Annotated in this window: 22 protein-coding genes; 17 read left to right on the top strand and 5 right to left on the bottom strand. The window is 69.2% G+C overall.

What is annotated here, in order from left to right:
- Positions 1–1,430: DUF1631 family protein (locus VF536_RS19435; protein WP_331616521.1), on the top strand; the 1,430-nt coding region annotated here is incomplete at its 5' end.
- Positions 1,431–1,531: 101 nt separating this feature from the next.
- On the opposite strand, the gene VF536_RS19430 is transcribed toward VF536_RS19435, so the two are convergent.
- The 3 genes from VF536_RS19430 to VF536_RS19420 all read right to left on the bottom strand — a co-directional run bounded on the left by VF536_RS19430 (position 1,532) and on the right by VF536_RS19420 (position 4,421).
- Complete coding sequence (locus VF536_RS19430) at positions 1,532–1,984, bottom strand: DUF494 family protein (RefSeq protein WP_297529036.1); 453 nt, start codon at positions 1,982–1,984, stop codon at positions 1,532–1,534.
- Between the two features lie 111 nt (positions 1,985–2,095).
- A complete protein-coding gene (gene dprA / locus VF536_RS19425) occupies positions 2,096–3,217 on the bottom strand; it encodes a DNA-processing protein DprA (RefSeq protein WP_331616520.1) in 1,122 nt (373 codons plus the stop codon).
- Positions 3,218–3,260: 43 nt separating this feature from the next.
- Entirely contained in the window at positions 3,261–4,421 is a 1,161-nt protein-coding gene (locus tag VF536_RS19420) for a LysM peptidoglycan-binding domain-containing protein (protein WP_414710412.1), read from the bottom strand.
- Between the two features lie 227 nt (positions 4,422–4,648).
- On the opposite strand from VF536_RS19420, the gene def reads away from it, so the two are divergent.
- The 9 genes from def (at position 4,649) to VF536_RS19375 (ending at position 12,949) form a co-directional block, all read left to right on the top strand.
- Positions 4,649–5,161 carry a peptide deformylase gene (gene def / locus VF536_RS19415; protein ID WP_331616518.1) on the top strand — a complete coding sequence of 171 codons (513 nt, stop codon included), beginning with the start codon at positions 4,649–4,651 and terminating at the stop codon, positions 5,159–5,161.
- A gap of 11 nt (positions 5,162–5,172) precedes the next feature.
- Positions 5,173–6,129: a methionyl-tRNA formyltransferase gene (gene fmt / locus VF536_RS19410; protein WP_331616522.1), complete on the top strand. Its 957-nt coding sequence runs from the start codon at positions 5,173–5,175 to the stop codon at positions 6,127–6,129.
- A 141-nt stretch (positions 6,130–6,270) separates the two neighbouring features.
- On the top strand, positions 6,271–7,116 hold the full coding sequence (gene htpX, locus VF536_RS19405) for a zinc metalloprotease HtpX (protein ID WP_331616517.1): 846 nt from the start codon (positions 6,271–6,273) through the stop codon (positions 7,114–7,116).
- Positions 7,117–7,301: 185 nt separating this feature from the next.
- A complete protein-coding gene (locus tag VF536_RS19400; RefSeq protein WP_331616516.1) occupies positions 7,302–7,730 on the top strand; it encodes a hypothetical protein in 429 nt (142 codons plus the stop codon).
- 135 nt (positions 7,731–7,865) lie between these two features.
- A complete protein-coding gene (locus VF536_RS19395; protein WP_331616515.1) occupies positions 7,866–8,645 on the top strand; it encodes a head GIN domain-containing protein in 780 nt (259 codons plus the stop codon).
- 110 nt (positions 8,646–8,755) lie between these two features.
- Entirely contained in the window at positions 8,756–9,547 is a 792-nt protein-coding gene (locus VF536_RS19390; protein ID WP_331616514.1) for an AzlC family ABC transporter permease, read from the top strand.
- Positions 9,544–9,873 (top strand): AzlD domain-containing protein, encoded by a 330-nt coding sequence (locus VF536_RS19385; protein WP_088404647.1) that lies wholly within the window; start codon positions 9,544–9,546, stop codon positions 9,871–9,873. Before VF536_RS19390 ends, VF536_RS19385 begins: the two co-directional genes overlap by 4 nt.
- Before the next feature lie 178 nt (positions 9,874–10,051).
- Positions 10,052–11,245 carry a phosphoglycerate kinase gene (locus VF536_RS19380; protein ID WP_331616513.1) on the top strand — a complete coding sequence of 398 codons (1,194 nt, stop codon included), beginning with the start codon at positions 10,052–10,054 and terminating at the stop codon, positions 11,243–11,245.
- A 141-nt stretch (positions 11,246–11,386) separates the two neighbouring features.
- On the top strand, positions 11,387–12,949 hold the full coding sequence (locus VF536_RS19375; RefSeq protein ID WP_331616512.1) for a M48 family metallopeptidase: 1,563 nt from the start codon (positions 11,387–11,389) through the stop codon (positions 12,947–12,949).
- Positions 12,950–12,953: 4 nt separating this feature from the next.
- Here the strand turns inward: VF536_RS19375 and pstS are convergent, their stop codons facing one another.
- On the bottom strand, positions 12,954–14,057 hold the full coding sequence (gene pstS, locus VF536_RS19370; RefSeq protein ID WP_331616511.1) for a phosphate ABC transporter substrate-binding protein PstS: 1,104 nt from the start codon (positions 14,055–14,057) through the stop codon (positions 12,954–12,956).
- Between the two features lie 336 nt (positions 14,058–14,393).
- Between pstS and VF536_RS19365 the strand changes: the two genes are divergently transcribed.
- The 3 genes from VF536_RS19365 to VF536_RS19355 all read left to right on the top strand — a co-directional run bounded on the left by VF536_RS19365 (position 14,394) and on the right by VF536_RS19355 (position 19,245).
- Positions 14,394–16,712: an NADP-dependent malic enzyme gene (locus VF536_RS19365; RefSeq protein WP_331616510.1), complete on the top strand. Its 2,319-nt coding sequence runs from the start codon at positions 14,394–14,396 to the stop codon at positions 16,710–16,712.
- 297 nt (positions 16,713–17,009) lie between these two features.
- Positions 17,010–18,440: a pyruvate kinase gene (pyk, locus tag VF536_RS19360; RefSeq protein WP_331616509.1), complete on the top strand. Its 1,431-nt coding sequence runs from the start codon at positions 17,010–17,012 to the stop codon at positions 18,438–18,440.
- A 28-nt stretch (positions 18,441–18,468) separates the two neighbouring features.
- Positions 18,469–19,245 carry a transporter substrate-binding domain-containing protein gene (locus VF536_RS19355; RefSeq protein WP_331616508.1) on the top strand — a complete coding sequence of 259 codons (777 nt, stop codon included), beginning with the start codon at positions 18,469–18,471 and terminating at the stop codon, positions 19,243–19,245.
- Positions 19,246–19,258: 13 nt separating this feature from the next.
- Here the strand turns inward: VF536_RS19355 and VF536_RS19350 are convergent, their stop codons facing one another.
- A complete protein-coding gene (locus VF536_RS19350) occupies positions 19,259–20,278 on the bottom strand; it encodes an STAS-like domain-containing protein (protein WP_331616507.1) in 1,020 nt (339 codons plus the stop codon).
- 401 nt (positions 20,279–20,679) lie between these two features.
- On the opposite strand from VF536_RS19350, the gene fba reads away from it, so the two are divergent.
- From fba to VF536_RS19330, 4 genes are all read left to right on the top strand, one after another.
- Entirely contained in the window at positions 20,680–21,744 is a 1,065-nt protein-coding gene (fba, locus tag VF536_RS19345; protein WP_331616506.1) for a class II fructose-bisphosphate aldolase, read from the top strand.
- 98 nt (positions 21,745–21,842) lie between these two features.
- Positions 21,843–22,268: a gamma-glutamylcyclotransferase family protein gene (locus VF536_RS19340; protein ID WP_331616505.1), complete on the top strand. Its 426-nt coding sequence runs from the start codon at positions 21,843–21,845 to the stop codon at positions 22,266–22,268.
- Between the two features lie 98 nt (positions 22,269–22,366).
- Complete coding sequence (locus tag VF536_RS19335) at positions 22,367–23,263, top strand: phosphoribosylaminoimidazolesuccinocarboxamide synthase (RefSeq protein ID WP_331616504.1); 897 nt, start codon at positions 22,367–22,369, stop codon at positions 23,261–23,263.
- Positions 23,264–23,271: 8 nt separating this feature from the next.
- Positions 23,272–24,414: a hypothetical protein gene (locus VF536_RS19330; protein WP_331616503.1), complete on the top strand. Its 1,143-nt coding sequence runs from the start codon at positions 23,272–23,274 to the stop codon at positions 24,412–24,414.
- Positions 24,415–24,491: the final 77 nt, after the last annotated feature.

Here is a 24,491-nt window from a genome sequence, read left to right as displayed (position 1 = left end):
CTGGCCATTCGGGCGGGCCGCCGACGCGCGCCGGTTCACCGCGGCTGAGCGCCGCGATCAATCACGCGCAGGAAGCCGTGCAGCGGCGCGCCGACAAGGTGGCGACCGTCGATCAGCAACTGACGGCGCCGCAGGCGCTCGACGAGATCCGCCACCGCAACCAGGCCCTCAAGCAGGTCCTGAAGAACGCCGCCGACACGCCGGCCGAGCGCGCCACGATCGAGCTGGTCGCGCTGCTGTTCCAGGCCATCCTGCAGGAAGAACGCATTCCGCCGGCGATCCGCGTCTGGTTTGCGCGGCTTCAGATGCCGGTGCTGCGGGTGGCCGTCGGCGAACCTGATTTCTTCGCCACGGACGATCACCCCGCGCGCCGCCTCATCGACCGGATGGGCTCGTGCGTGATGGGCTTCAGCACCTCGACCGCCGAGATCGGCGACGCGCTGGAGCGCGAGATCAAACGCGTCGTCCAGGTTGTCGAGGCCTACCCGGACACCGGCAGACGTGTCTTCCAGACGGTGCTGACCGAGTTTGAGAAGTTCCTCGATCACTACTTCGAGCAGGAGAACGAGGTCTCGAAGAAGGGCGTGTCGCTCGCGCAGCAGGTGGAGCAGCGCGAAACGCTGGCGATCCAGTACACGATCGAGCTGCGCAAGATGCTTTCCGAGGTGCCGGTGCAGGACGGCGTGCGCGACTTCCTGTTCCAGGTCTGGGCGGATGTGCTGGCCGTGACGGGCGTGCGCTCCGGGCCTCAGGCCGAGCAGACCAAGGCGATGAAGCGGGCGGCCGCCGACCTGATCTGGTCGGCGAGCGCGAAGGTGTCGCGCGAGGACCGGGCCGAGGTCATCCGGCGCCTGCCGCCGTTGTTGAAGACGCTGCGCGACGGCATGAGCCATGCGGGCCTGTCGCACGAGCGCCAGGACGAGCACATCCGGTCGCTGAACAACGCCCTGGCGGCCGCGTTCACCGCCAAGACCGCTGCGATTCCGCGCGAACGGCTGGACGACCTGATGAGCCAGCTCGAGACCCTGGAAGCGATGCTGCCTTCGCCCGAGGCCGGCGAGATCAACGAGACGCTGGTGCGCGACCTCTCCAGCCACGAATGCGAGGGGCTGGAGGTGGTCGCCGAAGGCGGCGCCGCGCCGACGACGGCCATGCTGGCCTGGGCGCGCGAGCTGCAGGTCGGCAGCTGGTACATGCTCGACTACCGCGGCCGGGTCGAGCCGGTCCAACTGGTCTGGCGCGGGCTGAGGCATCACCTCATCCTGTTCGTTTCGCCGCAAGGGCGGGGCGTGCTGTTCCAGGTGAGCCGGCTGGCCGCGTTCCTGCAGGCCGGGCTGATGCTGCCGGCGCAGGACGAATCGCTCACCGTGAAGGCAACGCGCAACGCGCTCGCAAAGCTCGAAGTCGATCCGAGCCGTCTGCTTGCCTGACACGGGTCAGGTCTTGTCATCCGCCCATGAAAAAACCGGCGCCGCGATGCGGGGCCGGTTCTGCCGTGCGTCCTCTGTTGTGCGATTAGCGGGTCAGCAGATCAGTGGATCAGGCGCTCTTCCGGGGCGACGAACAACTCGTCGAGGATGAGTGCATCGGGCTCCTCGCCCAGGCTCCAGAACACCATCAGCACGATGATCTTCAGGTCTTCCAGGTCCAGCGGGCCGCCGGGGATGGCCATCGCGCGGTCGATCACCATCTCGCGCATGGCGGTCGGCAGCACGCCGGCAGACGCCAGGAAGCTGATGAAGCCGATCGAGCTCTCGCCCAGGTGGTCCTGTTCCTCGCGCGTGTACACGCGCATGCTGCGTTCGCCGGGCTCCCCGTGATGGGATTCGGCTGCGCCGGCCAGACCGTCCAGCCACGACAGGGCGTCACGGATCTCGTCGTCCTCGAACCCGACCGCCGACAATTTCCGGGTCAGTTGCGCGTGATCCGGGCAGGCGTCGGGGCGCCAATAGGTTTCGTACAGGTAGACGAGGACGTCAAACATGGCGGGGACTATAACCGACGCTCCGAAAGCCCTTCCCGCCGAAATGAACGGTCCGGCGCATGGAATTTGCCCCTCCAGAAGACTCAAACGCTGCTTTGACGGCGCCGGTGTTCACGTGGCGCGGCGGCGTTGGAAAAGGGCGCCTGGCAGGCGGGCCACGCGGCCTTCCAACTCCAGATCCAGCAAGGTGGCGTTGAGTTCGTCCTGGGCCCAGCCACTGCGCTGGGAGAGCTGTTCGAGCGACACCGTGTCCCGGCCGATCGCCCGCAGCAGGGGGTGGTCGTCGTCCGCCTCCCCCTGTGTGGCTTCGGGTTCGGGCTTGTCGGCCTCGAGATCCAGCGGCGCTGTGCGGGGCAGGCCGCCGACGGGCAGTTCGTTGAGCAGGTCATCCAGCTCCTGAACCAGGCAGGCCCCCTGCTTGAGCAGGTGATGGCAGCCCTTGGATTGCGGCGCATGGATGGGCCCCGGCACGGCGAAGACCTCCCGACCCGCCTCCGACGCCTGGCGGGCGGTGATCAGTGAACCGGATTTCATGGCCGCCTCGACCACCAGACAACCCTCCGCCAGCCCCGCGATGATGCGGTTGCGCTGCGGAAAGTTCGGCGCCATCGGGGGCGTGCCGACAAAGTATTCGCTGACCAGCAGTCCGCGGCGCGCGATGTGGCGGGACAGGTCCGCGTGTTCCAGCGGGTACACCTTGTCCGGCCCGGTGCCGAGGACCGCGATCGTGCCGCCTCGCGTGTTCAGCGCGGCCTCGTGCGCGGCGCCGTCGATGCCTTGCGCCAGCCCCGAGACCACGCAGAAGCCTGCTTCTCCCAGGCCGGCGGCGAAGTAGCGGGCGTTCTCGTCGCCTTGCGGGCTCGGGCGCCGGCTGCCGACGACCGCCACGCCACGCTCGCCGAGCAGCTCGCGCCGGCCATCGAGGTAGAGCATCAGCGGCGGATCCGCCGTGTGCAGCAGGGGCAGGGGATAGTCAGGCGCGCCGAGGAGCAGGATCGAGCGGCGCTCGCCGCTGGCCAGCCAGTCTTCGGTGCGGCGGACCAGCCGGTCGAGCTGGTGGGGGCCCCGGGTCAGCAGGGCGGCCTCTTCGGCAGACACCGCGGCGCCCCAGCCGGCGCGTCCGGTCCTGAGGGCGGCGCCGGGGGCGCCGTGGCGAGCGAGCAGCTTCCGCGCCGTGCCGCGCGAGACGCAGGAGAGCAGATGCAGCCAGTCGCGCAGTTCGTCGGGGCTCATCCGTGTGGTCCTGACAGCGACCCGGTCCGGAGAGCCGCAGCGCTTACGGCTGCGTGAAGCGGTCGCCTGCGACGACCGGTTCCTGGACCGACAGGATCAGCGCATACGACACGCGGTCGAACACCTGGAAGACGAAGAGCTGGCCGTGACGCTCGTCAGGCAGCTTGATCTCTTCGCGGCGCTCGGTGGTGGGATCGCGCACCACGCGTCCCGTGTGCCACAGGGCCAGCACATGGCCGCGCTCCAGGCCGTCGCGCTTGCCCTTGTTCAGGGCGACGATCTGGTTCTGGCCCGCGGTGATCGCGTCGCCGTAGATCGAGATGATGAAACCGTTGACGGGCCCTTGAGGCGCATGGGGCACGTAGCTCGTGTAGCCGCGCTCCGGCACCGGCGCCAGCCGGTCGCCCGGTTGCGATTCGATGCGGTTCAGCGTCAGCGTCAGCGTCGAGGGGACCTCGTCCTTCGTGCCGACACCGCTGCCCGGTCGGGTCAGGTCGGCGGTGCCGACATAGACCGCTTCGTAGCCCAGCACTTCCTTCGTCTGCGGATCGCGCAGGGCGCGCGGCTCGCGGAAGATGCGGAAGGCGTTCGCGTCCACGGGCAGATTGCCGCGGGCGTAGGCCAGGTCGCCCTTGCTCATCCAGACGCGGTTCTCCTGCGCCGAGACGATCCGGGGAGCGGTCGCCAGCTCGTTGTCGTTGAGCACCACCGCTTCGTTGAGGAAGGGCTCGATCAGGTGCTGGGGGATCGCGGCGATGGAGCCGTCGTACAGCGATTCGGAGCGCACGCGCGGCGACAGCTTCACCGTGCTGCCGGGGGCGCCGGTGCCCACGTCGCGGCCCAGCTGGAGGCGGGCGCGGCCGTCGGCCTTGATCAGCATCAGCACCTGGCCGGGGTAGATCAGGTGGGGGTTGCGGATCTGGTCGTTGTTCATGCCCCAGAGCTCGGGCCAGCGCCACGGGCTCTTCAGGAACAGGCCCGAGATGGCCCAGAGCGTGTCGCCCGCCTTGACCGTGTAGGTGTCGGGCGCGTTGGGCGCCAGCTCCGACAGCGGGACGCCGGCCTGCGCGACCTGCTGCGCCGTCTGGCGCTGCCCTTGGGTGATGGGGAAGTCCCCCGCCGCAAACGACGGTGCGGCGGCAAAGGTGCCCGCCAGCAGGGCTGCAGAAATCATCGTCAAGCCCAGCGGCCGCCTTTGCGTCATTACTTGTTCTCCGCGCGCCGAGATCGAAGGCCCCTCGTGGCCAGTGGCGCTTTTGTGACGAGGGCCAGACTGACCGCCAAATCGGCGAAAATCAACCGTCTCGCTGGCGGCGATTCTGCCCCGGTTCAGGGGGCCCGGCAATGAACCGGCCTGCCCTCCCTTGCAAGCCCTTACAAACCGGCGTTGTGTGCTGTCCACAGCCGCGCACCGCGCCTCGCGTCCTCACCATGGCGAAACTTTCCATTCTTCGATACCCCGATCCACGCCTGCACACCGTGGCCAAGCCCATCGCCGCGGTCGACGACCGCCTGCGCCAGCTGGCCGACGACATGCTGGAGACGATGTACGACGCCGACGGCGTGGGCCTGGCCGCCACGCAGGTGGACGTGCACGAGCGCCTGCTGGTCATGGACGTCTCCGAGGAGCGCAACCAGCCGCTGGTGCTGATCAATCCGGAGCTCGTCGCCCGCAGCGAGGAGATGATGGAAGGCGAGGAGGGCTGCCTCTCCGTGCCGACCATCTACGACAAGGTCATGCGCCACAAGAAGGTCACCGTCCAGGCGCTGGACCGCGACGGCCACACCTTCCAGTTCGATGCCGAGGGCCTGCTGGCCGTCTGCGTGCAGCATGAGATGGACCATCTCGCCGGCAAGGTGTTCGTCGAATACCTGAGCCCGCTCAAGCGCGAGCGCATCAAGACCAAGCTGGTGAAGAAGGCCCGCGAGGACGCGAAGTCCTGATGGCCGCACCGTTGCGCGTCGCCTTCGCAGGCACTCCGGAATTCGCCGCCGTGGCGCTGCAGGCGCTGCTGGACGCCGGGTTCGTGGTCCCGCTGGTGCTGAGCCAGCCGGATCGTCCCGCCGGGCGCGGCATGAAGCTGCAGGCCTCGCCGGTGAAGCAGCTCGCGGTGGCGCGCGGCATCGCCGTGGCGCAGCCGCGCAGCCTGCGGCTGGACGGCAGGTTCCCCGACGAGGCGGAGTCCGGCCGGCAGGCGCTGCTGGCCGCGCGCCCGGACGTGCTCATCGTCGCCGCCTACGGGCTGATCCTGCCGACGTGGGTGCTGGAACTGCCGCGGCTGGGCTGCCTGAACATCCACGGCTCGATCCTGCCGCGCTGGCGCGGCGCCGCGCCCATCCATCGCGCCATCGAGGCCGGCGACGCCGAGACCGGCATCACCATCATGCAGATGGACGAGGGCCTGGACACCGGCGACATGCTGCTGCTCGAGCGCCTGCCCATCGCCGCGACGGACACGACCGCGAGCCTGCACGACAAGCTGGCGACGCTCGGCGGCCGGCTGATCGTCGAGGCGCTGGAGCTCGCCGCCTGCGGCGGCTTCCATCCGGTGAGGCAGCCCGAGGCGGGCGTCACCTACGCCCACAAGATCGAGAAGGCCGAAAGCCAGATCCGCTGGGCCGACGACGCCGCGCAGATCGTGCGCCGGCTGCGCGCCTTCGACCCCTTCCCGGGCGGCGTCGCGCAGCTCGACGGCGAGGTGGTGAAGGTCTGGCGCGCCGAACTCGTCGAGGCCGACGGCACACTCGGCGAGCCGGGGCAGGTGCTGGCGGTGTCGGCCGAAGGTCCGGTCGTCGCCTGCGGCACCGGCAGCGTCCGACTGACCGAGCTCCAGCGCGCCGGCGGCAAGCGCCTGCCGGCGGCCGCCTTCCTGCAGGCCCGACCGCTCCAGGCCGGTCTCCGCTTCGCTTAACCCTGACTGAACCGTCGGACAAACCGGCCCCGCGCCGGCTTGAACCCGACGGCCTCGCCGTCAACTGGGACATCGGGACGGTGTACCGTCCGGATGAGTTCCCCTTCGCGGCCGCGGCCGCTTTTCTCGAGGAGTGATTGCATGTTCAACCTGATGAAGACCGCCGTCCTGATGGCCGCCATCACCGCGCTGTTCATGGTGATCGGCTCCCTGCTGGGTGGCCAGACGGGCATGCTGATCGCGCTGGCCGTCGCGGTGGGCATGAACTTCTTCAGCTACTGGTTCTCCGACAAGCTGGTGTTGAAGATGTACAACGCCCAGGAGGTCGACGAACGCAGCGCGCCGCAGTTCTACAACATGGTCAAGGAACTGGCCGCACGCGCCCAGTTGCCGATGCCCAAGGTCTACCTGATCGAGGAGAACGCGCCCAATGCGTTCGCCACCGGCCGCAATCCGGAGCACGCCGCCGTCGCCGCCACCACTGGCATCCTGCGCGTGCTGTCCGAGCGCGAGCTGCGCGGCGTGATGGCGCATGAACTGGCCCACGTGAAGCACCGCGACATCCTGATCTCGACGGTCAGCGCAACGATGGCCGGCGCGATCTCGATGCTGGCGAACTTCGCCATGTTCTTCAGCCCGCGCGACAGCGAAGGCCGGCCGGCCAACCCGATCGTCGGCATCCTGGTGGCGATCCTGGCTCCGATCGCGGCCTCGCTGATTCAGATGGCGATCAGCCGCGCCCGCGAATTCGAGGCCGACCGCGGCGGCGCGGAGATCTCCGGCGACCCGCAGGCGCTGGCCACGGCGCTGGACAAGATCCACCGCTACGCCCAGGGCATCCCGCTCGAGACCACCGAGCGTCACCCCGAGACGGCGCAGATGATGATCATGAACCCGCTGTCGGGCGGCGGCCTCAAGGGGCTGTTCAGCACCCACCCGTCGACCGAGGAGCGTATCGAGCGCCTGATGGCGATGGCGCGCAGCTGAACGGTAACCGAGCCGGTTTCCCGCAGAGGCGTCGTAGGACCCTCCGAGGCCTCCGGCGCCACGAAACACCGCCTCCGGGCGGTGTTTTTCATTGGATCGAGGGGCGTGGGGTCGACGGCACAATGGCCCGATCCCGCCGGTGCGCCTCATTCAAGCGCCTGTCCCCGGCGGCCGAAAAGGACAGCATGACCGCCTCTTTCCGTTCCCTGACCGTGTCGGCGACGCTGCTCGGCGCCGCCGTGCTGCTGGCCGGCTGCGATCAGCTCGGCATCGAGGATCCCGCCAAGGTCGCCGCGGCCAAGCAGGCCGAGGGCAAGGCCATCGGCGGCGCCTGCCGCAACGCGCTGCGCGCCATCGAGGACTGCTACGCCCTGAACCCCAAGGCCCAGAAGGCCGCGGTCTACGACGGCTGGCGGGAGATGGACGAGTACATGCGGGAGAACAAGCTCGAGGGCACCCGTCCGCAGGTCGCGAATCCGCAGGCCAGCCGGCCAGCCGCCGCCGCGTCCGACGACGAGGAGGACTCGCCGCGCTCCGCCAAGGGGCAGGTGGGCGAGAAGGCCGCGGACAAGCCGGCGGACAAGTCGGCAGACAAGGGCAAGGGCGGGCATTGACGGGCCGCCGGCTCGTCCGGAACATCGGTCGGCCGCGCAGTTGATCCCGTGGATGGTGCAGTTCGTCGTCGCCCGGTCGCGGGGCAGGGGCGTCGCAACGAAGATACGATCATCCGAAAGATCAGGAGATCGCTCATGACCACAACGTCCTTCCGTGCCACCCGCCGTCTGTTCGCCATCACCGCGCTGAGCCTGGCGTCCGTGGGCGCCGTCGGCACCGCGCATGCCTGGTCGCTGAGCTTCGGCAGCTCCCAGCGCATCGAGGGCAACGGCGACGTCGCCGCCGACGCGCGCGATGTGGGCGCGTTCGATGCGGTGGCGCTGTCGGGCGACTTCAAGGTCCTGGTGCGCCAGGGCCCGGCCGACAAGGTCGAGGTCAAGACCGACCGCAACCTGTTCAGCTACATCGAGACCAAGGTCATCGACGGCAGCAAGGGCCGCACGCTGGAGATCTCGCCCAAGCGCGGCTACAGCCTGAACGCGCGGGGCACGCCGACCATCACGCTGGACATGCGCCAGTTGCGCGGCCTGTCGATCTCGGGCTCGGGCGACATCCGCGTCGAGGCGATGAAGACCGGCAACCTGGACGCCAGCATCGCCGGCAGCGGCGACCTGCGCGTGCAGGGCCTGGAAGCCGACCACGTGACGCTGCGCGTCGCCGGCAGCGGCGACATGCTGTTCAACGGCAAGGCCAACGCCCTGTCGGTCTCGGTGGCCGGCAGCGGCGACGTCAAGACCCGCGAGCTGGTCGTCGACGAGGCCAAGGTCAGCATTTCCGGCAGCGGCGACGTCACCGTGGCGCCGACCCGCAAGCTGGACGTGCGCATCGCCGGTTCGGGCGACGTCGGTTACGTCGGCAGCCCGGAGATCAGCCTGTCCAACGCGGGCTCGGGCTCGGTGCGCAAGCTGAAGTGAGTGCCGTGAACGCTTGAAGCGGCGCCCCAGGGCGCTGTGTGGACGCCCCTCACCGCGACAGCGGGCGAGGGGCGATTCGTTTGTGCACCGCGCAGACGACAATCGCGCCCATGGCGGAAGGACTCTCGGCGCTGGTGCGCCACCCGGAATTCAAGCGCGGCTCCAAGGAGATGCTCGGCATCACGCTGGGCATCTCGGCCTGGGGGCTGGTGACCGGCGTGGCCATGGTCAAGAGCGGCCTGGGCGTGGGCCTGTCGCTGCTGATGAGCCTGGCGGTCTTCGCCGGCAGCTCGCAGCTGGCCGCGCTGCCGCTGCTGGCCAGCGGCGCCCCGCTGTGGGTCCTGTGGGCCACGGCCTTCTGCGTCAACCTGCGCTTCGTGATCTTCAGCGCCCAGTGGCGCCTGTACTTCGAGCCGCTGCCCCGCGCGCAACGGCTGGTCATCGGCTACTTCGCGGCCGACCTCAACTACGTCGCCTTCCTCAAGCGCTTCCCGGACCTGAAGCCTGATCCGGACAACCAGCTGCCCTACTTCTGGGGCGGCGTGGCGACCAACTGGTTCGCGTGGCAGATCCCGGCCATCGCCGGCATCCTGCTCGCCGACCGCATCCCGACGAACTGGGGTCTGGGCTTCGCCGGCGTGCTGGCGCTGCTGGGGCTGAGCTACTCGCTGCTGAAGGACCGCAACACCTGGATCTCGGGCGTGGTGGCCGGCTGCGCGGCGGTGGCGGCGTATGCGCTGCCGTTGCGGCTCAACATCCTCGTGGCCATCGCCGCGGCGGTGGCGGTCGGGCTGCTGATGGAGAAGTGGCTGCCGCCGGCGAGCCCGTCCAGCTCGTCCGGACCCTCCGGCGCGTCGAGCGCATCTAACGCATCGAACTCTTCCAACGGGAGGTCCGCATGAGCGTGTGGGAGGCGGTGCTGGGCATCCTCGGCATGGCGGTGATCACGATGGTCACGCGCAGTTTCTTCATGATCCCGGACCGCGAGATCCCGCTGCCGCAGTGGGTTCGCGACGGTCTGCGCTACGCGCCGCTGGCGGCGCTCGCGGCGGTGATCGTGCCGGAGATCGTCATGACGCAGGGCGAGCTGATCCACACCTGGAAGGACGCGCGGCTCTATGCGGCCGCCGTCGGCACGGCCTACTTCTTCTGGAAGCGCGGCATCCTCGGGACCATCGTCAGCGGCACCGCGGTGATGCTCGCCTTGAGGATCGGCCTCGGCTGGTGAGCGCACGCGCAGCGCCGGCGGTCGCCGGTTTCAGCGGCGTTCCGTAACCCGCTCGGACGCGGGTCGTCGTCACGCGGCTGTTAAGCTGCGGGCCGATTTGCCGGCCTTCGCATGCTGCGTCTCCGCCGCGCGCGCGAGCCTCCGGCGCACCGCTTTCCAACTACTCGAAGCTCATCCCATGAACGTCCTGCGATTCGCCGATCTGATCGCCGCCGGCAAGGTGGCCGACCAGCGCGTCTTCATCCGCGCCGACCTGAACGTGCCGCTCAACGATGCGGGCGAGATCACCGAAGACACGCGCGTCCGCGCCTCGATCCCCGCGATCGAGATGGCGCTCAAGGCCGGCGCCGCGGTGATGGTCACCTCGCACCTGGGCCGCCCGACCGAGGGCGAGTTCAAGCCCGAGGACTCGCTGGCGCCGGTCGCCAAGCGGATGGGCGAGCTGCTCGGCCGCGACGTGCCGCTGGTCGCGAACTGGGTCGACGGCGTCGACGTCAAGCCGGGTCAGGTCGTGCTGCTCGAGAATTGCCGCGTCAACAAGGGCGAGAAGAAGAACAGCGAAGAACTGTCGAAGAAGATGGCCGCGCTGTGCGACATCTTCGTCCACGACGCCTTCGGCACCGCGCACCGCGCGGAGGCCTCGACCTACGGCATCGCGCAGTTCGCGAAGATCGCCTGCGCCGGCCCGCTGCTGGGCGCCGAGATCGACGCCATCACCAAGGCCCTGGCCAATCCGAAGCGCCCGCTGGTGGCGATCGTGGCGGGCTCCAAGGTCTCGACCAAGCTGACCATCCTGAAGTCGCTGTCGGCCAACGTCGACGGCCTGATCGTCGGCGGCGGCATCGCCAACACCTTCCTGCTGGCGGCCGGTCTGAAGATCGGCAAGTCGCTGGCCGAGCCCGACCTGGTCGGCGAAGCCAAGGCCGTGATCGAGGCCATGAAGGCGCGCGGCGCCGCGGTGCCCATCCCGGTGGACGTGGTGACGGCCAAGACCTTCGCCGCCGATGCGCCGGCCACGGTGAAGGCCGCGACGGACGTGGCCGACGATGACCTGATCCTGGACATCGGTCCGAAGACGGCGGCCCTGCTGGCCGAACAGCTCAAGGCGGCCGGCACCATCGTGTGGAACGGCCCGGTCGGCGTGTTCGAGTTCGACGCTTTCGCCCACGGCACCGAGACCATCGCGCGCGCCATCGCGGCGTCGGACGCGTTCTCGATCGCCGGCGGCGGCGACACGCTCGCGGCGATCGCCAAGTACGGCATCGAGGACCAGGTGGGCTACATCTCCACCGGCGGCGGCGCCTTCCTCGAAGTGCTGGAAGGCAAGACCCTGCCGGCGTTCGAGATCCTGGCCAAGCGCGCGCAGGGTTGACGCGGCGGGCCCAGGCCCGACGACAAGGAAAGGGCGCTTCGGCGCCCTTTCGCCTTTCATGAGAGCGATCGCCTGTGACGCGGTCGACCATGACGAGGGATCGCCGGCGTGCACGACGCGCCGTCGATCAGGGAGGAATTGATGAACGAGCAGACCGTGGCGGATCCATCGCCGCCGACCTGGGTCGTGGCCGGCGCCGCCGTGGCCGCGTCCGCCTTTTTCCAGTTGCTGTTGCTGCTGCCTTGCGCCGTGGCGATGGCGATCCCGATCATGTTCTACGGTGCCAACAACACCGTGCTGATCTGGGGCGGTCTGGGTTTCGTGCTGCTGGCCTGGCTGGTGCAGCCCGACTGGCGGCTGTCGCTGAAGACGCTGCGCCGGGATGAGGCGCCCGGGTTGTATGCCAAGGTGGATGCCTTGACGGATGCGCTGCAGGCGCCGCGGGTCCATGAGATCGCGCTCGACGCCTCGATCAACGCCGGCGCGCTGGAACGTCATCGCGGACTGTCGCTGAGGCCGACGCGGCGGGTGCTGGTGCTCGGACTGCCGCTGCTGCGCCTGCTGGACGAAGCGGCCGCAGAGGCCGTGATTGCCCATGAACTCGGGCACTTCTCGCGCCGCCACGGCCGGCTCGGTCATTGGGTCTACCGCACGCGCGCTGCGTGGTCGAGCTGGGCCCGGACCGAACGACTGTCGATGGACGAGGACGTCGAGTCGTCGAGCCCTTGGGAGCGCGCGGGCCGCAACTTCGCGGCGATGTTCCTGCCCTGGTTCCGCCGCGCCAGCGAGGCGCATTCCCGTCGCTGCGAGTTCGAGGCCGATGCGCTCGCCGCGCGGCTGGCTTCGCCGCGGGCACTCGGCCGGGCGCTGCTGTTGATCGAGCGCGCTTCCGTCCGCCAGGCCCGGACCTTCGAAGACATGGTGCGCGAGCGTCTGGCGCTCGATGTCGAGCCCCCGGCCGATTGGGTGGAATGGGCGCCTCGAGCGCTGACGCGCGAGCCGGTGACGGCGGCTGAAGTCGCGGAGCTGTTGCAACACCGGCAGCCGCGCGGCAGTCATCCGACCCATGCAGCGCGGTTGGCGGCGCTGGGCTGCGATCCGTCGGACCTGGACCTGACGCCGGCCGGTGCAGACGAGTGCGCCGGCGCGCGCTGGTTGGGTGCGTCGTGGGACGCGCAGTGCCGGTCGCATTCGCCCTGGGCGGGCGAGTCGCAGCGTCTGCGATGGACGATGGGGCATGCCGCCTTGGCAGGCACCGACCGGACGCAGTGGCCGATGTTGTCGGTGGAAGTGCCGCGACGCGACGCTGCAGCTCGCCGGCTGCGCCAGCGCCGGTTGTGGGAAGCGGGTGAGGCCTTGCAGAAGGGGCGGGTGCAAGTGCACGCCCTGACCCCGTGGCAACAGGACGCCTTGCGGCACGCGTTGGCGGCGAATCCGCTCATCGGTCAGGCCTGGGCCTTTGAAGCCCCACTGCCGGAGGCCGAAGGCGGCGGCACGATGCTGTGCCTGGTGATGCGCATCGACCCGGAAGGGCTGCGGGCTCGGCACCTGACCGAAGACGACGTGCTGGATCAGGTGCAGACCACGGCGGACCTGCTGTGGCCCGCAGGACGCGAATGGGGCGCCAGGCTCAGCTACATGACCGAGGGACTGCCGCCCGACTTGCAGGCGCGCGTCGATGCGACGCCGCGCCTGAAGGGCTGAGGCTTCAGATCCCCAGATAGGCCGGCAGCTTCCCGTCAGCGGGCTTGACCGCCGCGAAGCGGGCGGCCAGCTTGGATTGCAGCGCGACGGGCAGCGGCGCGAAGCCGGTGCCGCGCGTCAGGTCGTCGCCGTGCATGAAGCACCAGTACAGGAAGCTCATCACCGGCGCGGCGCCGACGCCGGTCGCGGGCGTCGCGTCGATCAGGATGAAGCTGGTCATCGTGATGGGCCAGCTCTCCGCGCCGTCGCGGTCCATCAGCGAGGCCAGGTCGTCGCCTTTGCGCGAGAGGTCGCTGTTGGCGATCGCGGACTTGAAGCCGGTCTCGCCCGCCGCGACCCATTGGCCGGCGGCGTTGCGCAGGCGCACGCCGTTGAGCTTGTCGCGCTGCACGCGGTCGTAGCTCACGTACGCGAGGGTGCCGGGCGCCGCCTTCAGCGCCTTGGCCATGCCGTCGTTGCCTTCGGCCGCCTCGACTTCGCCGGGCCACTTCGGCTGCGCGTTCGCGCCCACGTCCTTGGCGAAGGCCGGCGACACCGCGCTCAGGTATTTGGTGTAGCCCTCGGTCGTGCCGGACTTGTCGGCCCGCACGATGCGCTTGACCGGCAGCGCAGGCAGCGCGACCCCCGGATTCAAAGCGGCGATGCGGCCGTCGTTCCACTTCGCGACGCGCCCCATCATCAGCTCGGCGAGCAGGTCGCCGGTGAGCTGCAGCCGGCCTTCCGGCACGCCCGGCAGGTTGACCACCGGCACGATGCCGCCGACCAGCATCGGGATCTGGACGAGCTTGCGCTTGGTCAGCTCGTCGGAAGCCAGCGGCGAGTCGCTGCCGCCGAAGGCCACGCCGCGCGCGGTGATCTGCTTGACGCCGTCGCCGGAGCCCGTCGGCTTGTAGCTCACGGCCTGACCCTTGGCCTTCTCGTAGGCCGAGGCCCAACGCCCATAGACCAGCGAAGGGAACGAGGCGCCGGCGCCGGCCAGCGCCGCGGTCTGCGCGAACAGGGCGCGCGGTGCGCCCAGGGCGAGCGACAGGGGCAGGGCGGCGGTCAGGCGAAGCAGCGCGCGGCGCTGCGAAGTCGAAGCGGGCAGGGAGGTCGGGGAGATCGGCACGGCGGGACTCGGAAGAGGTAGACGACAGCGGGGCGCATTCTAAGGAGCGCGTTGTTCGCACGTCGTGATGGGTGCCCGGGTGCCGGCACTTGCGGGCGGATCTAGGGAGGTTGCTCCAACTTGCGGGCAAATCCCGATGCGGGTTACGCGGCGCGCATCGTCGATTGCCATCTTTGCATGGGAGTTAAAGCTGAATTCATCGCGCCGCCGGAGCCGGAGGATTAAGCTTTGCGCCCCCCAGGCCCCATTACCGCGCGGTTACGGAGGCGCGTTGTTGCGCCGCGAAGACCGCCACCCGCAGGGCGCCGGGCCCCATTCATCGCGACGGAGATTTGCATGACCGACAAGAACGACGGCCTCGACCTCAGCCCGGCCGAGGCCGCACTGCGCGAGGCGGCGCGGGAGTACCACCGCTTCCCCACGCGCGGCAAGATCGCCGTCACGCCCACCAAGCCGCTGGCCAACCAGCGCGACCTGTCGCTGGCCTATTCGCCGGGCGTCGCCTATCCCTGCCTCGACATCGAGCAGGATCCGTCCCTGGCCGCCGAGTACACCTCGCGCGGCAACCTGGTCGGCGTCATCACCAACGGCACCGCGGTGCTGGGCCTGGGCGACATTGGTCCGCTGGCCGCCAAGCCGGTGATGGAAGGCAAGGGCTGCCTGTTCAAGAAATTCGCCGGCATCGACGTCTTCGACATCGAGCTGGCCGAGCGCGATCCCGACAAACTCGTCGAGATCATCGCGGCGATGGAGCCCACGCTGGGCGGCGTCAACCTCGAGGACATCAAGGCGCCCGAGTGCTTCTACATCGAGAAGCAGCTGAGCGCGCGCATGAACATCCCCGTCTTCCACGACGACCAGCACGGCACCGCGATCATCTCCAGCTCGGCGCTGCTGAACGGCCTGGAACTCGTCGGAAAGGACATCGGGGCGGTGAAGGTCGCGGTGTCGGGCGCCGGCGCCGCGGCCATCGCCTGCCTGGACGTGATGGTCGGCCTGGGCGTGAAGCGCGAGAACATCTTCGTCGTCGATTCCAAGGGCGTGATCCAGAGCGAGCGCGCCGACGCCGCCAGGCTCGACGAGTCCAAGCAGCGCTACTGCCAGATCACCCCGGCGCGCACGCTGGCCGACGTGGTCAAGGACGCGGACGTGTTCCTGGGCTGCTCGGCCGCCGGCGTGCTGACCGGCGAGATGGTCAAGACCATGGCGCGCCAGCCCATCATCCTGGCGCTGGCCAACCCGGAACCGGAGATCCGCCCCGAGCTCGCGAAGGAAGCGCGCCCCGACTGCATCGTCGCGACGGGTCGCTCGGACTATCCGAACCAGGTGAACAACGTCCTGTGCTTCCCGTACATCTTCCGCGGCGCACTGGATTGCGGCGCGACCAAGATCACCGAGGCGATGAAGCTCGCCTGCGTGCGCGAGATCGCCGAACTGGCCAAGGCCGAGACGCCGCCGGAAGTCGCCGCCGCCTACGCCGGGCAGGACCTGGCCTTCGGTCCCGACTACATCATCCCCAAGCCCTTCGACAGCCGGCTGATCCTGCGCATCGCGCCGGCGGTGGCCAAGGCGGCCGAGGAGTCCGGCGTCGCCACGCGTCCGATCCAGGACATGGCCGCCTACCGCGAGCAGCTGTCGCGCTTCGTCTACCAGACCGGCATGTTCATGCGCCCGGTCTTCGCCGAGGCGAAGGCCCACCCGGCCCGCGTCATCTACGCCGAGGGCGAGGATGAGCGCGTGCTGCGCGCCGTGCAGGTGGCGCTCGACGAAGGCCTGGCCAAGCCGACGCTGATCGGCCGCCCCGAGGTCATCGCGATGCGCCTGAAGCGCGCCGGCCTGCGCATCAAGCTGGGCGAGGACGCGCTCGTCATCGACCCCGAGAACGACCACCGTTTCCGCCAGTACTGGGAGGCCTACCACCAGGTCATGGGCCGCAACGGCTTCACGCCGGAGATGGCCAAGTCCGCGGTGCGCCGCTCCAACACGACGATCGGCGCGCTCGCGATCCAGCTCGGCGACGCCGACGCGATGATCTGCGGCACCGTCGGGCGCTTCGACTCGCACCTGGAACACATCCAGAACCTGATCGGCCTGAAGCCGGAGGTCTCCAACTTCGCGACGATGAACGCGCTGATGCTGGAGCAGCGCACGCTCTTCATCGCCGACACCTTCGTCAACGAGGATCCGACGGCCGAGCAGCTGGCCGACATCGCCTGGCAGGCGTCCGAGGAGCTGCAGCGCTTCGGCCTGCCGCCGAAGGTGGCCTTCCTGTCGCACTCGATGTTCGGCAGCAGCAAGCGCGCGTCGGCGGTCAAGATGCGCCGAGCCCGCGACCTGTTCTCCGCCGCGCATCCCGAGATCGAATGCGACGGTGAGATGCACGGCGACGCGGCGCTGTCCGAGGACGTGCGCGACAACTTCCTGCCGGACTCGACGCTGACCGGCTCGGCGAACCTGCTGGTGCTGCCGACACTGGACGCTGCGAACATCCTGTTCAACGTCCTGAAGGTCGTCGGCGGTCAAGGCGTGACGGTGGGCCCGATCCTGCTGGGCGCCAAGCGCCCGGTGCACATCCTGACCCCGTCGGCGACGGTGCGCCGCATCGTCAACATGACGGCACTGGCGGTCGCGGACGTCAAGGCCGCGAAGGCCTGATCCTTGCTGGGAGGTGGCATGGCCACCCCCGGCGAGGAGGGCGAAGCGAGGCGCGCGGAGCGCGCTTTCCTGACTGACTGGGCGCAGACTGTCTGAGGGCAGCGAGCCGAAGGTGAGCGGACCGAGTTGGGCGCCCCCTCGCGAAGCCCGAGTCGCCGGGGGTGGTCATGCCACCGGTGCTCGGTCCGAACGATCCGTGCCGTTGGAAACTCCGCCGTAACTCGTGGAAACTGTTCCGATGTCGTTTTAGCGGCTCATAATCGACCGCTGTAACTAAATTTCAGACAGAGACAAGACATGTCCCGAGCCACCAAGATCGTCGCCACCCTCGGTCCCGCATCGTCCTCCCCGGAGGTGCTGGAGCGGATGATCCAGGCCGGCGTCGATGTGGTGCGGCTGAACTTCTCGCACGGCAAGGCGCAGGATCACATCGACCGCGCCCGCATGGTGCGTGAGGTCGCCGCCCGTGCCGGCCGTCAGGTCGCCATCATGGCCGACCTGCAGGGCCCGAAGATCCGTGTCGGCAAGTTCGAGAACGGCAAGATCGAGCTGGTGAACGGCACGCCCTTCGTGCTCGACGCCGACCGCACCGAGCCGGGCAATGAGCTGGTCGTGGGTCTGGACTACAAGGAACTGCCGCGCGACGTGAAGCCCGGCGACACGCTGCTGCTGAACGACGGTCTGCTGGTGCTGACGGTTGAGGCGGTGCGCGGCTCGCAGGTGCACACCATCGTGAAGCAGGGCGGCGAGCTGTCCAACAACAAGGGCATCAACAAGCAGGGTGGCGGCCTGACCGCGCCCGCGCTGACCGGCAAGGACATGGAGGACATCAAGACCGCGATGTCCTTCCAGTGCGAATACCTGGCGGTGAGCTTCCCCAAGAACGCCACCGACATGGAAATGGCGCGCCAGCTGGCCAACGTTGCCGGCGAGCCGTATCGCCACAAGCCGGGGATGATCGCCAAGATCGAGCGTTACGAGGCGATCCCGCACCTGGAGGCGATCCTGAAGGCCTCCGACGGCATCATGGTGGCTCGCGGCGACCTGGCCGTGGAAGTCGGCAACGCCGCCGTGCCCGCGCTGCAGAAGCGCATGATCAAGATGGCGCTGGAGCTCGACAAGGTCTGCATCACCGCGACGCAGATGATGGAGTCGATGATCGTGAACCCGGTGCCGACCCGCGCCGAGGTGTCCGACGTCGCCAACGCCGTGCTCGACGGCACCGACGCCGTGATGCTGAGCGCCGAGACCGCCGCCGGCCGCTTCCCGGTCGAGACCATCCAGCAGATGGCCGCGATCGCGCTGGAGGCGGAGAACGCCGAGTTCGTAACCCTGGACACCGACTTCGCCAACCGTCAGTTCGGCCGCATCGACCAGTCGATCGCCATGGGCGCGCTGTTCACCGCGCACCACCTGGGCTGCAAGGCGATCGTGGCGCTGACCGAGTCCGGCTCCACCGCGCTGTGGATGAGCCGCCACCGCATCCACGTGCCGATCTACGCGCTGACCTCGCAGGTGCTGACGCATCGCAAGATGGCGCTGTACCGCAACGTCACGCCGCTGCTGATGCCCAACTTCAACGACCGAGACGAGGCGCTCAAGGCTGCGGAAGATCTGCTGATCGAACGCGGCGTGCTGATGCCGGGCGACACCTACGCGATCACCTGCGGCGAGCCGATGGGCTATCCGGGCGGCACCAACATGCTGAAGGTCTGCCGCGTCGGCTGACGCATCGGCGATCTCCCGGAGCCGCGCCGTGACACCGCTGCGCCGCCGCGATCTGCTGATCGGCGGCCTGGGTGCGGGGCTGACCGCCGGCACCGTGCTCGCGCAAGGCGATGTCGGCGTCGATGCGGCCCCCGGCGTCGCCGCCGACGGCCGGGAGCCGGTCCGGCTCGCGATCAGCGAGCAGACCCACAAACCCTTCGTCCTGCCCCTGCTCAAGCGGATTGCCGAGGCGGCCGACCTGCAATGGGAATTGCTGCTGCTGCCCTGGCCGCGCGCGCTGCTGGGCGCGGAACTCGGCCAGCACCTGGTCTTCGGGCTGTCGCGCAATCCGGCGCGGGACAAGGTCTTCGCGTACAGCCATCCGGTCTTCGTGAGCCGCGGCTGGCTGGTCGTGCCGAAGGCGCGGCCCCTGCGCTTCGACAAGCTCGACGACCTGCGCGGCCACGCGCTGTGCGTGACGCGCGGCGCGACCTACGGTGCGGCGTTCGAGGAGGCCCGGCAGAAGAAGCTGTTCCACGTCGAGGGCGGCGGCACCGATCTCGGCGGCCGCGCGCGCATGCTGGCGGCGGGACGCTGCGACGCGTTGATCGCGACCCATCGCGGCAGCGCCGCCGCGCTGGAGCGGCGCTTGCGCGCGCTGCGCAACGGGACGCAGTTCCAGGTCTTGCCCAAGCCGGTGGTGGAAGAGGGCATCGTGTTCGGCGCCGCCAAGGGCAGCGAGCCTGCCTCGCTGCTGCCGCGTCTGGACGAAGCGATCGCCCGCAGCCGCGCCGCGCTCCAGGCCCTGGTCGACAGCGATCTCTGAGGCGCTGTCCGCTTCAGGCGCTGCGCGCGGCCTGCACCAGCGCGGCGATGCGCGGCGTCATGTTCAGGGGCACGAGTTCCACTTCCTGGTGCGCCCGCGCGAAGACGCGGAACAACTCGTCGGCGAAGGCGTGCCCGACATCGGTGACCCCGTCGAAGTCCACCTCCGCCCGCTTGAACTGCGGCAGCCGCGCCGCCACGCGCCGCGCCTGCGCGCGTGAATCCAGCATCTGACCGGCGACGACCACCAGGTTCAGCATCACCCGCGTCTGGTCGAAGGCGATGCCGGTGCCGTCGACGCTCCACTGCTCCAGCACCTGCTCCAGCGTGCGCTTGCTCTCCAGCGACATCGCCATGTAGATCGAGCTGCCTTGGCGCGGCAGGCCCTTGCCGTCCTTCCACGCGTTGCCTTCCCAGGCGCGGCGCTGGAAGGCCTTGCCGTTGGCGTGGATGTCGAAGACGTCCGCCAGCTGCGAGCTGAAGAACAGCCCGCGCCCGGTGTGCGCCTGCGGCTGCGTCGTCAGCCGGCCCTTGCTGAGTTCCAGCATCGCGTGGCGCGCGTCGGTCAGCTCGTAGGTGTCGCGGATCTTCTCGAAGACGCCGCAGCCGTCGTCCGACACCAGCAACTGCGCATGGGTCGGCGTCTGGCGCAGCGACACGGTGACGCTGGTGCCGCCGCTGTGGTCGATGGCGTTGTTCACCAGCTCGGTGAAGCCGTGCTGGATCATCCGCGCGACGTGGCGCGGCAGGGCGAAGTGGGGCGCATAGTCGCGCTGCCAGACCACGTCCTCCATCAGCCCGTGCAGCGTGTAGCTGCGCGCCACCTGGCGCAGCGCGCCCGGCCCGAAGACCGGCCGGCGGGCGGTGCCGGAACGCGTCAGCCACTGGGCGTCCACCAGCCGGCGCAGCGCGTTCAGCGTGGCGCGGTGGCTGGCGCCGGTGCGCTCCTCGACGAAGGCGGGCAGGTCGAGCGAATGCTCGTTGGCGGCGGCGGTGATCCAGAGCGTCAGCTGGTCGATCGCGAGACGGGTCATGAAATTCCTGGAAGCGGCGGTCGCGCGGGCGGTCCTCGCCACCGGCGGCGGGGCAAGGCACGGCGCTTGCTCCGACGGGCCGGGACGCCCGGGCGACAGCCTACCGGCCGCTTCCGCCGCCGCGCAAGCGCACAGACCCCTGTCCAGGGGGAGCGCGCTGGCGCGGATGCGGTCTGCGCCCGCCGCGACCGTCTGGACGGTTCCCGGAAGAACCTCCTGGAAGGCCTGGAAAAAACGAGCGGGTGGGGTCACTGGTATGGCACCAGTTCAGGGGGAGCCCTCTGTTCGTTACAGAGGCCGTCATGGGGGCTCGCTAGAATCCCGAACAGTTACGGCGCGGTTACGGCGAGGCTTTGGCGTCGACCGCGGCCCAGGATTTTTCACTATCTCGGAGAACTCTCATGGCACTCGTCTCGATGCGCCAGCTGCTGGATCACGCGGCTGAACAGGGCTACGGCATTCCCGCGTTCAACGTCAACAACCTGGAGCAGGTGCAGGCCGTGATGGCCGCCGCCGACGAGGTTGGCGCCCCGGTGATCCTGCAGGCCAGCGCCGGTGCCCGCAAGTACGCCGGCGAGGCCTTCATCAAGCACCTGATCCAGGCGGCGGTCGAGGCCTACCCGCACATCCCCCTGGTGATGCACCAGGACCACGGCACCAGCCCCAAGGTCTGCGAAGGCGCGATCAACCTGGGCTTCGGCTCGGTGATGATGGACGGCTCTCTGATGGACGACGGCAAGACGCCCGCCAGCTTCGACTACAACGTGGACGTGACCCGCCGCGTGGTGCAGATGTCGCACAAGGTCGGCGTCACCGTCGAGGGCGAGCTGGGCTGCCTGGGCAACCTGGAAACCGGCGACGCGGGCGAGGAAGACGGCATCGGCGCCGACGTCAAGCTGGACCACAGCCAGATGCTGACCGATCCGGAAGAGGCGGCGACCTTCGTCAAGGCCACGCAGCTGGACGCGCTGGCCATCGCCATCGGCACCAGCCACGGCGCCTACAAGTTCTCCCGCAAGCCCGACGGCGACATCCTGGCGATCTCGCGCGTCAAGGAGATCCACAAGCGCATCCCCAACACCCACCTGGTGATGCACGGCTCGTCGAGCGTGCCGCAGGAACTGCTGGCGATCATCAACCAGTACGGCGGCCAGATGAAGGAGACCTTCGGCGTGCCCGTCGAGGAGATCCAGGAAGCCATCAAGCACGGCGTGCGCAAGATCAACATCGACACCGACATCCGCCTGGCGATGACCGGTGCGGTGCGCAAGTTCCTGTTCGAGAACCCGGACAAGTTCGACGCCCGCGAATGGCTGAAGCCGGCCCGCGAAGCCGCCAAGCTGGTCTGCAAGGCGCGTTACCTGGAGTTCGGCTGCGAAGGCCAAGCCCCGAAGATCAAGCCGCGCAGCCTGGTCGAGGTGGCCGCCGCGTATGAGCGCGGCGAGCTGGCGCAAGTCGTCCAGTAAGCTCCGGACGCCTTCGAAGTCTCCGAACGGACCGGCCTCGCGCCGGTCTTTTCATTTCTGCCCGCTTCACCTCCGCACTCGTCTTTGGGGATCCGCTCATGGCACATGCGTTCACCTACGGCACGCTGATGTGGCCGGACATCATGGCCCGCGTCTGTGGCCCCGACGCAGGGCCCTTCGCGCCACCGACCGCGGCCACGCTCGCGGACCATGCACGCCATCCCGTGCGCGGTCACGACTACCCCGGGATGGTCCCGGCGGCGGGCCATCAGGTCGTCGGCCGCCTCTACCTCGACGTGCCTGACGCGGCCTGGGAACGGCTGGACCGTTTCGAGGGCGACGACTACGAGCGCCACGAGGTGCTGGTGACCTTGGCCGACGGCAGCTGGCGGCGGGCCTGGACCTACCTGTTCAAGCCCGACGTCGTGTCGCGGCTGGACGAGGGCGATTGGGACGAGGCGCGCTTCGAGCGCGAGGGCAAGACCCGCTTCGTGTCGCGCTACGTCGGCTTCACGTCGATCTGACGCGTCCTGAAGCGGATCGACGGGTCGCGGGGCGTCGTCGGGGTTTCTTGAGCCGCCTCTAGAATCCCGGCTTTGCCGTTCCGTCCGACTGCACACCCATGACCGCCGCCCTGCACACCTCGTCGATCACCTCCCTTCCCCTCATCGCACGCGGCAAGGTGCGGGAGAACTATGCGGTCGGCGACGACCGCATCCTGATGATCGCGTCGGACCGCATCTCGGCCTTCGACGTCATCATGAGCGAGCCTATCCCGGGCAAGGGCGCGCTGCTGACGAAGATGGCGCTGTTCTGGTTCGACAAGCTGGACGGCATCGTTCCCAACCACCTGACCGGCGACGATCCGCTGTCGGTGGTGACGGAGGCTGAAAAGGCCCAGGTCCGCGACCGCGCGATGCTGGTCAAGCGCCTGAAGCCGCTGCCGATCGAGGCGGTGGTGCGCGGTTACCTGGCCGGCAGCGGCTGGTCCGAATACAAGGCCAGCGGCAAGGTCTGCGGCGTCGAGCTGCCGGCCGGCCTGCAGAACGCCAGCAAGCTGCCGCAGCCGATCTTCACGCCCGCGACCAAGGCGGAGATGGGCGACCACGACGAGAACATCGACTTCGAGCGCTGCGCCGAGATCATCGGCCGCGAACTGGCCGAGCGCGTGCGCGACATCGCGATCCAGCTCTACCAGCGCGCCGCGGACATCGCGCTGACCAAGGGCATCATCATCGCGGACACCAAGTTCGAGTTCGGCCTGGACGCCGACGGCACGCTGACGCTGATGGACGAGGTGCTGACCCCCGATTCCTCGCGCTACTGGCCGGCGGAGAGCTACGCGGTCGGCAGCAACCCGCCGAGCTACGACAAGCAGTTCCTGCGCGACTGGCTGGAGCAGGCGACGGTGGACGGCCAGCCCTGGGGCAAGGTCGCGCCGCCGCCGGCACTGCCGGAGGACGTGATCACGAACACGTCCGCGAAGTACCAGGAAGCGCTGGACCGGCTGACACGCTGAGGCCCGGCATGCAAGACGCCTCAGCCCCGCCTTCCGCCGCCGCCCCCCTGGTCATCAAGTCCCGGCTGCTGAAGCAGCTGGACAAGGACATCGCCGCCGCGACCTCGCCGACCGCCTCGGCGGCGGCGCGGGCCAAACGCGCGATGCTGCTGGCGCGTCACGGCGCGGTGGGCGAGGCGCGCGAGGCGCTGACGGCGCTGCACCAGCTCTCCTTCCAGCATCCGCATCCGGAGATCGGGGCCTGGCTGCACATGGCCGAAGGCCTGATGAGCTACTACAACGGCTTCGTCGCGCAGCAGGCTTGGGACCGCATCCAACGCGCGCATGCGATCGCGGGCAGCTCGCCCGCGCTGGTCGAGGTGCGGGTGCTTGCGTCGGCCTGGCTGTCGCAGCTGGCCTTCATCCGCCACGACCCGGTGGCGCTGGTCGATTACGCGAAGCGCTGCCTCGGCGAGGCGCTGCCCGAGCACAACGTGGCGCAGGCCCGCCTGGCGATCACGATGGGCTTGAGCTGGCACTACGCCGGCGACCTGGCGACGGCGCAGCGTTGGTACATCCGCGCGCGCCGGCATGCGTCGGTGGAGGGCGACGATGCGTCGCTGTCGGCGCTGATGTTCAACATGGCCGGCATGCGGGCCTCGCAGCTGCGGCGCGAGAGCCTGTCGAGCCAGTCGTGGCGCGGGTCCGAGCTGATGCTGTCGGTGGACTCGGTGCACCACTTCGATGAGGCCGTCGGCGCGCAGATGATGACCGAGCTGACGCCGGTGCTGCGCGCGCAGGTGCTGACGATGCAGGGCGGCTTCGAGGAGGCCAGACGGCTCTACGAGGAGCATCTGCCGCAGGCGATGTCGCTGGGGCTGGAGCGTCTGGGCAGCAGCCTGCTGTCGGACCTGGCCTGGTGCCGGGCCAACCTGGGACAGCACGAGCACGCGCTGCATCAGGCGCGCGAGGCCGAGATCGAACTCGATCCCGAGTGCGAGCTCGACGACCGCGCGATCACGCACAGCCGGCTGGCGCAGACCTTCCGGATGCTCGGCGAAACGGCCGACGCGGACCGCCACCAGGCGCTGGCCGACGAGGCCTGGCTGCAATTCGCCGAACAGCAGCAGCAATGGCGTGACCTGCTCGCGGGCAGCGCGCTCGAAGCCTGAGAAGCGACCCTCCGCGCGAGGGAAAGAAGGCTTCCGTACTTCCACCGCCGCTGGCCCGCACCCCCGCCCGCGCCCGC

Origin of the sequence: Roseateles sp. (assembly GCF_036486225.1) — a bacterium.
In the GTDB taxonomy this organism is placed as follows: Bacteria; Pseudomonadota; Gammaproteobacteria; order Burkholderiales; family Burkholderiaceae_C; genus Roseateles.
Note: the sequence above shows the minus strand (reverse complement) of the source record. Positions and strands in the feature narration are given on the sequence as shown.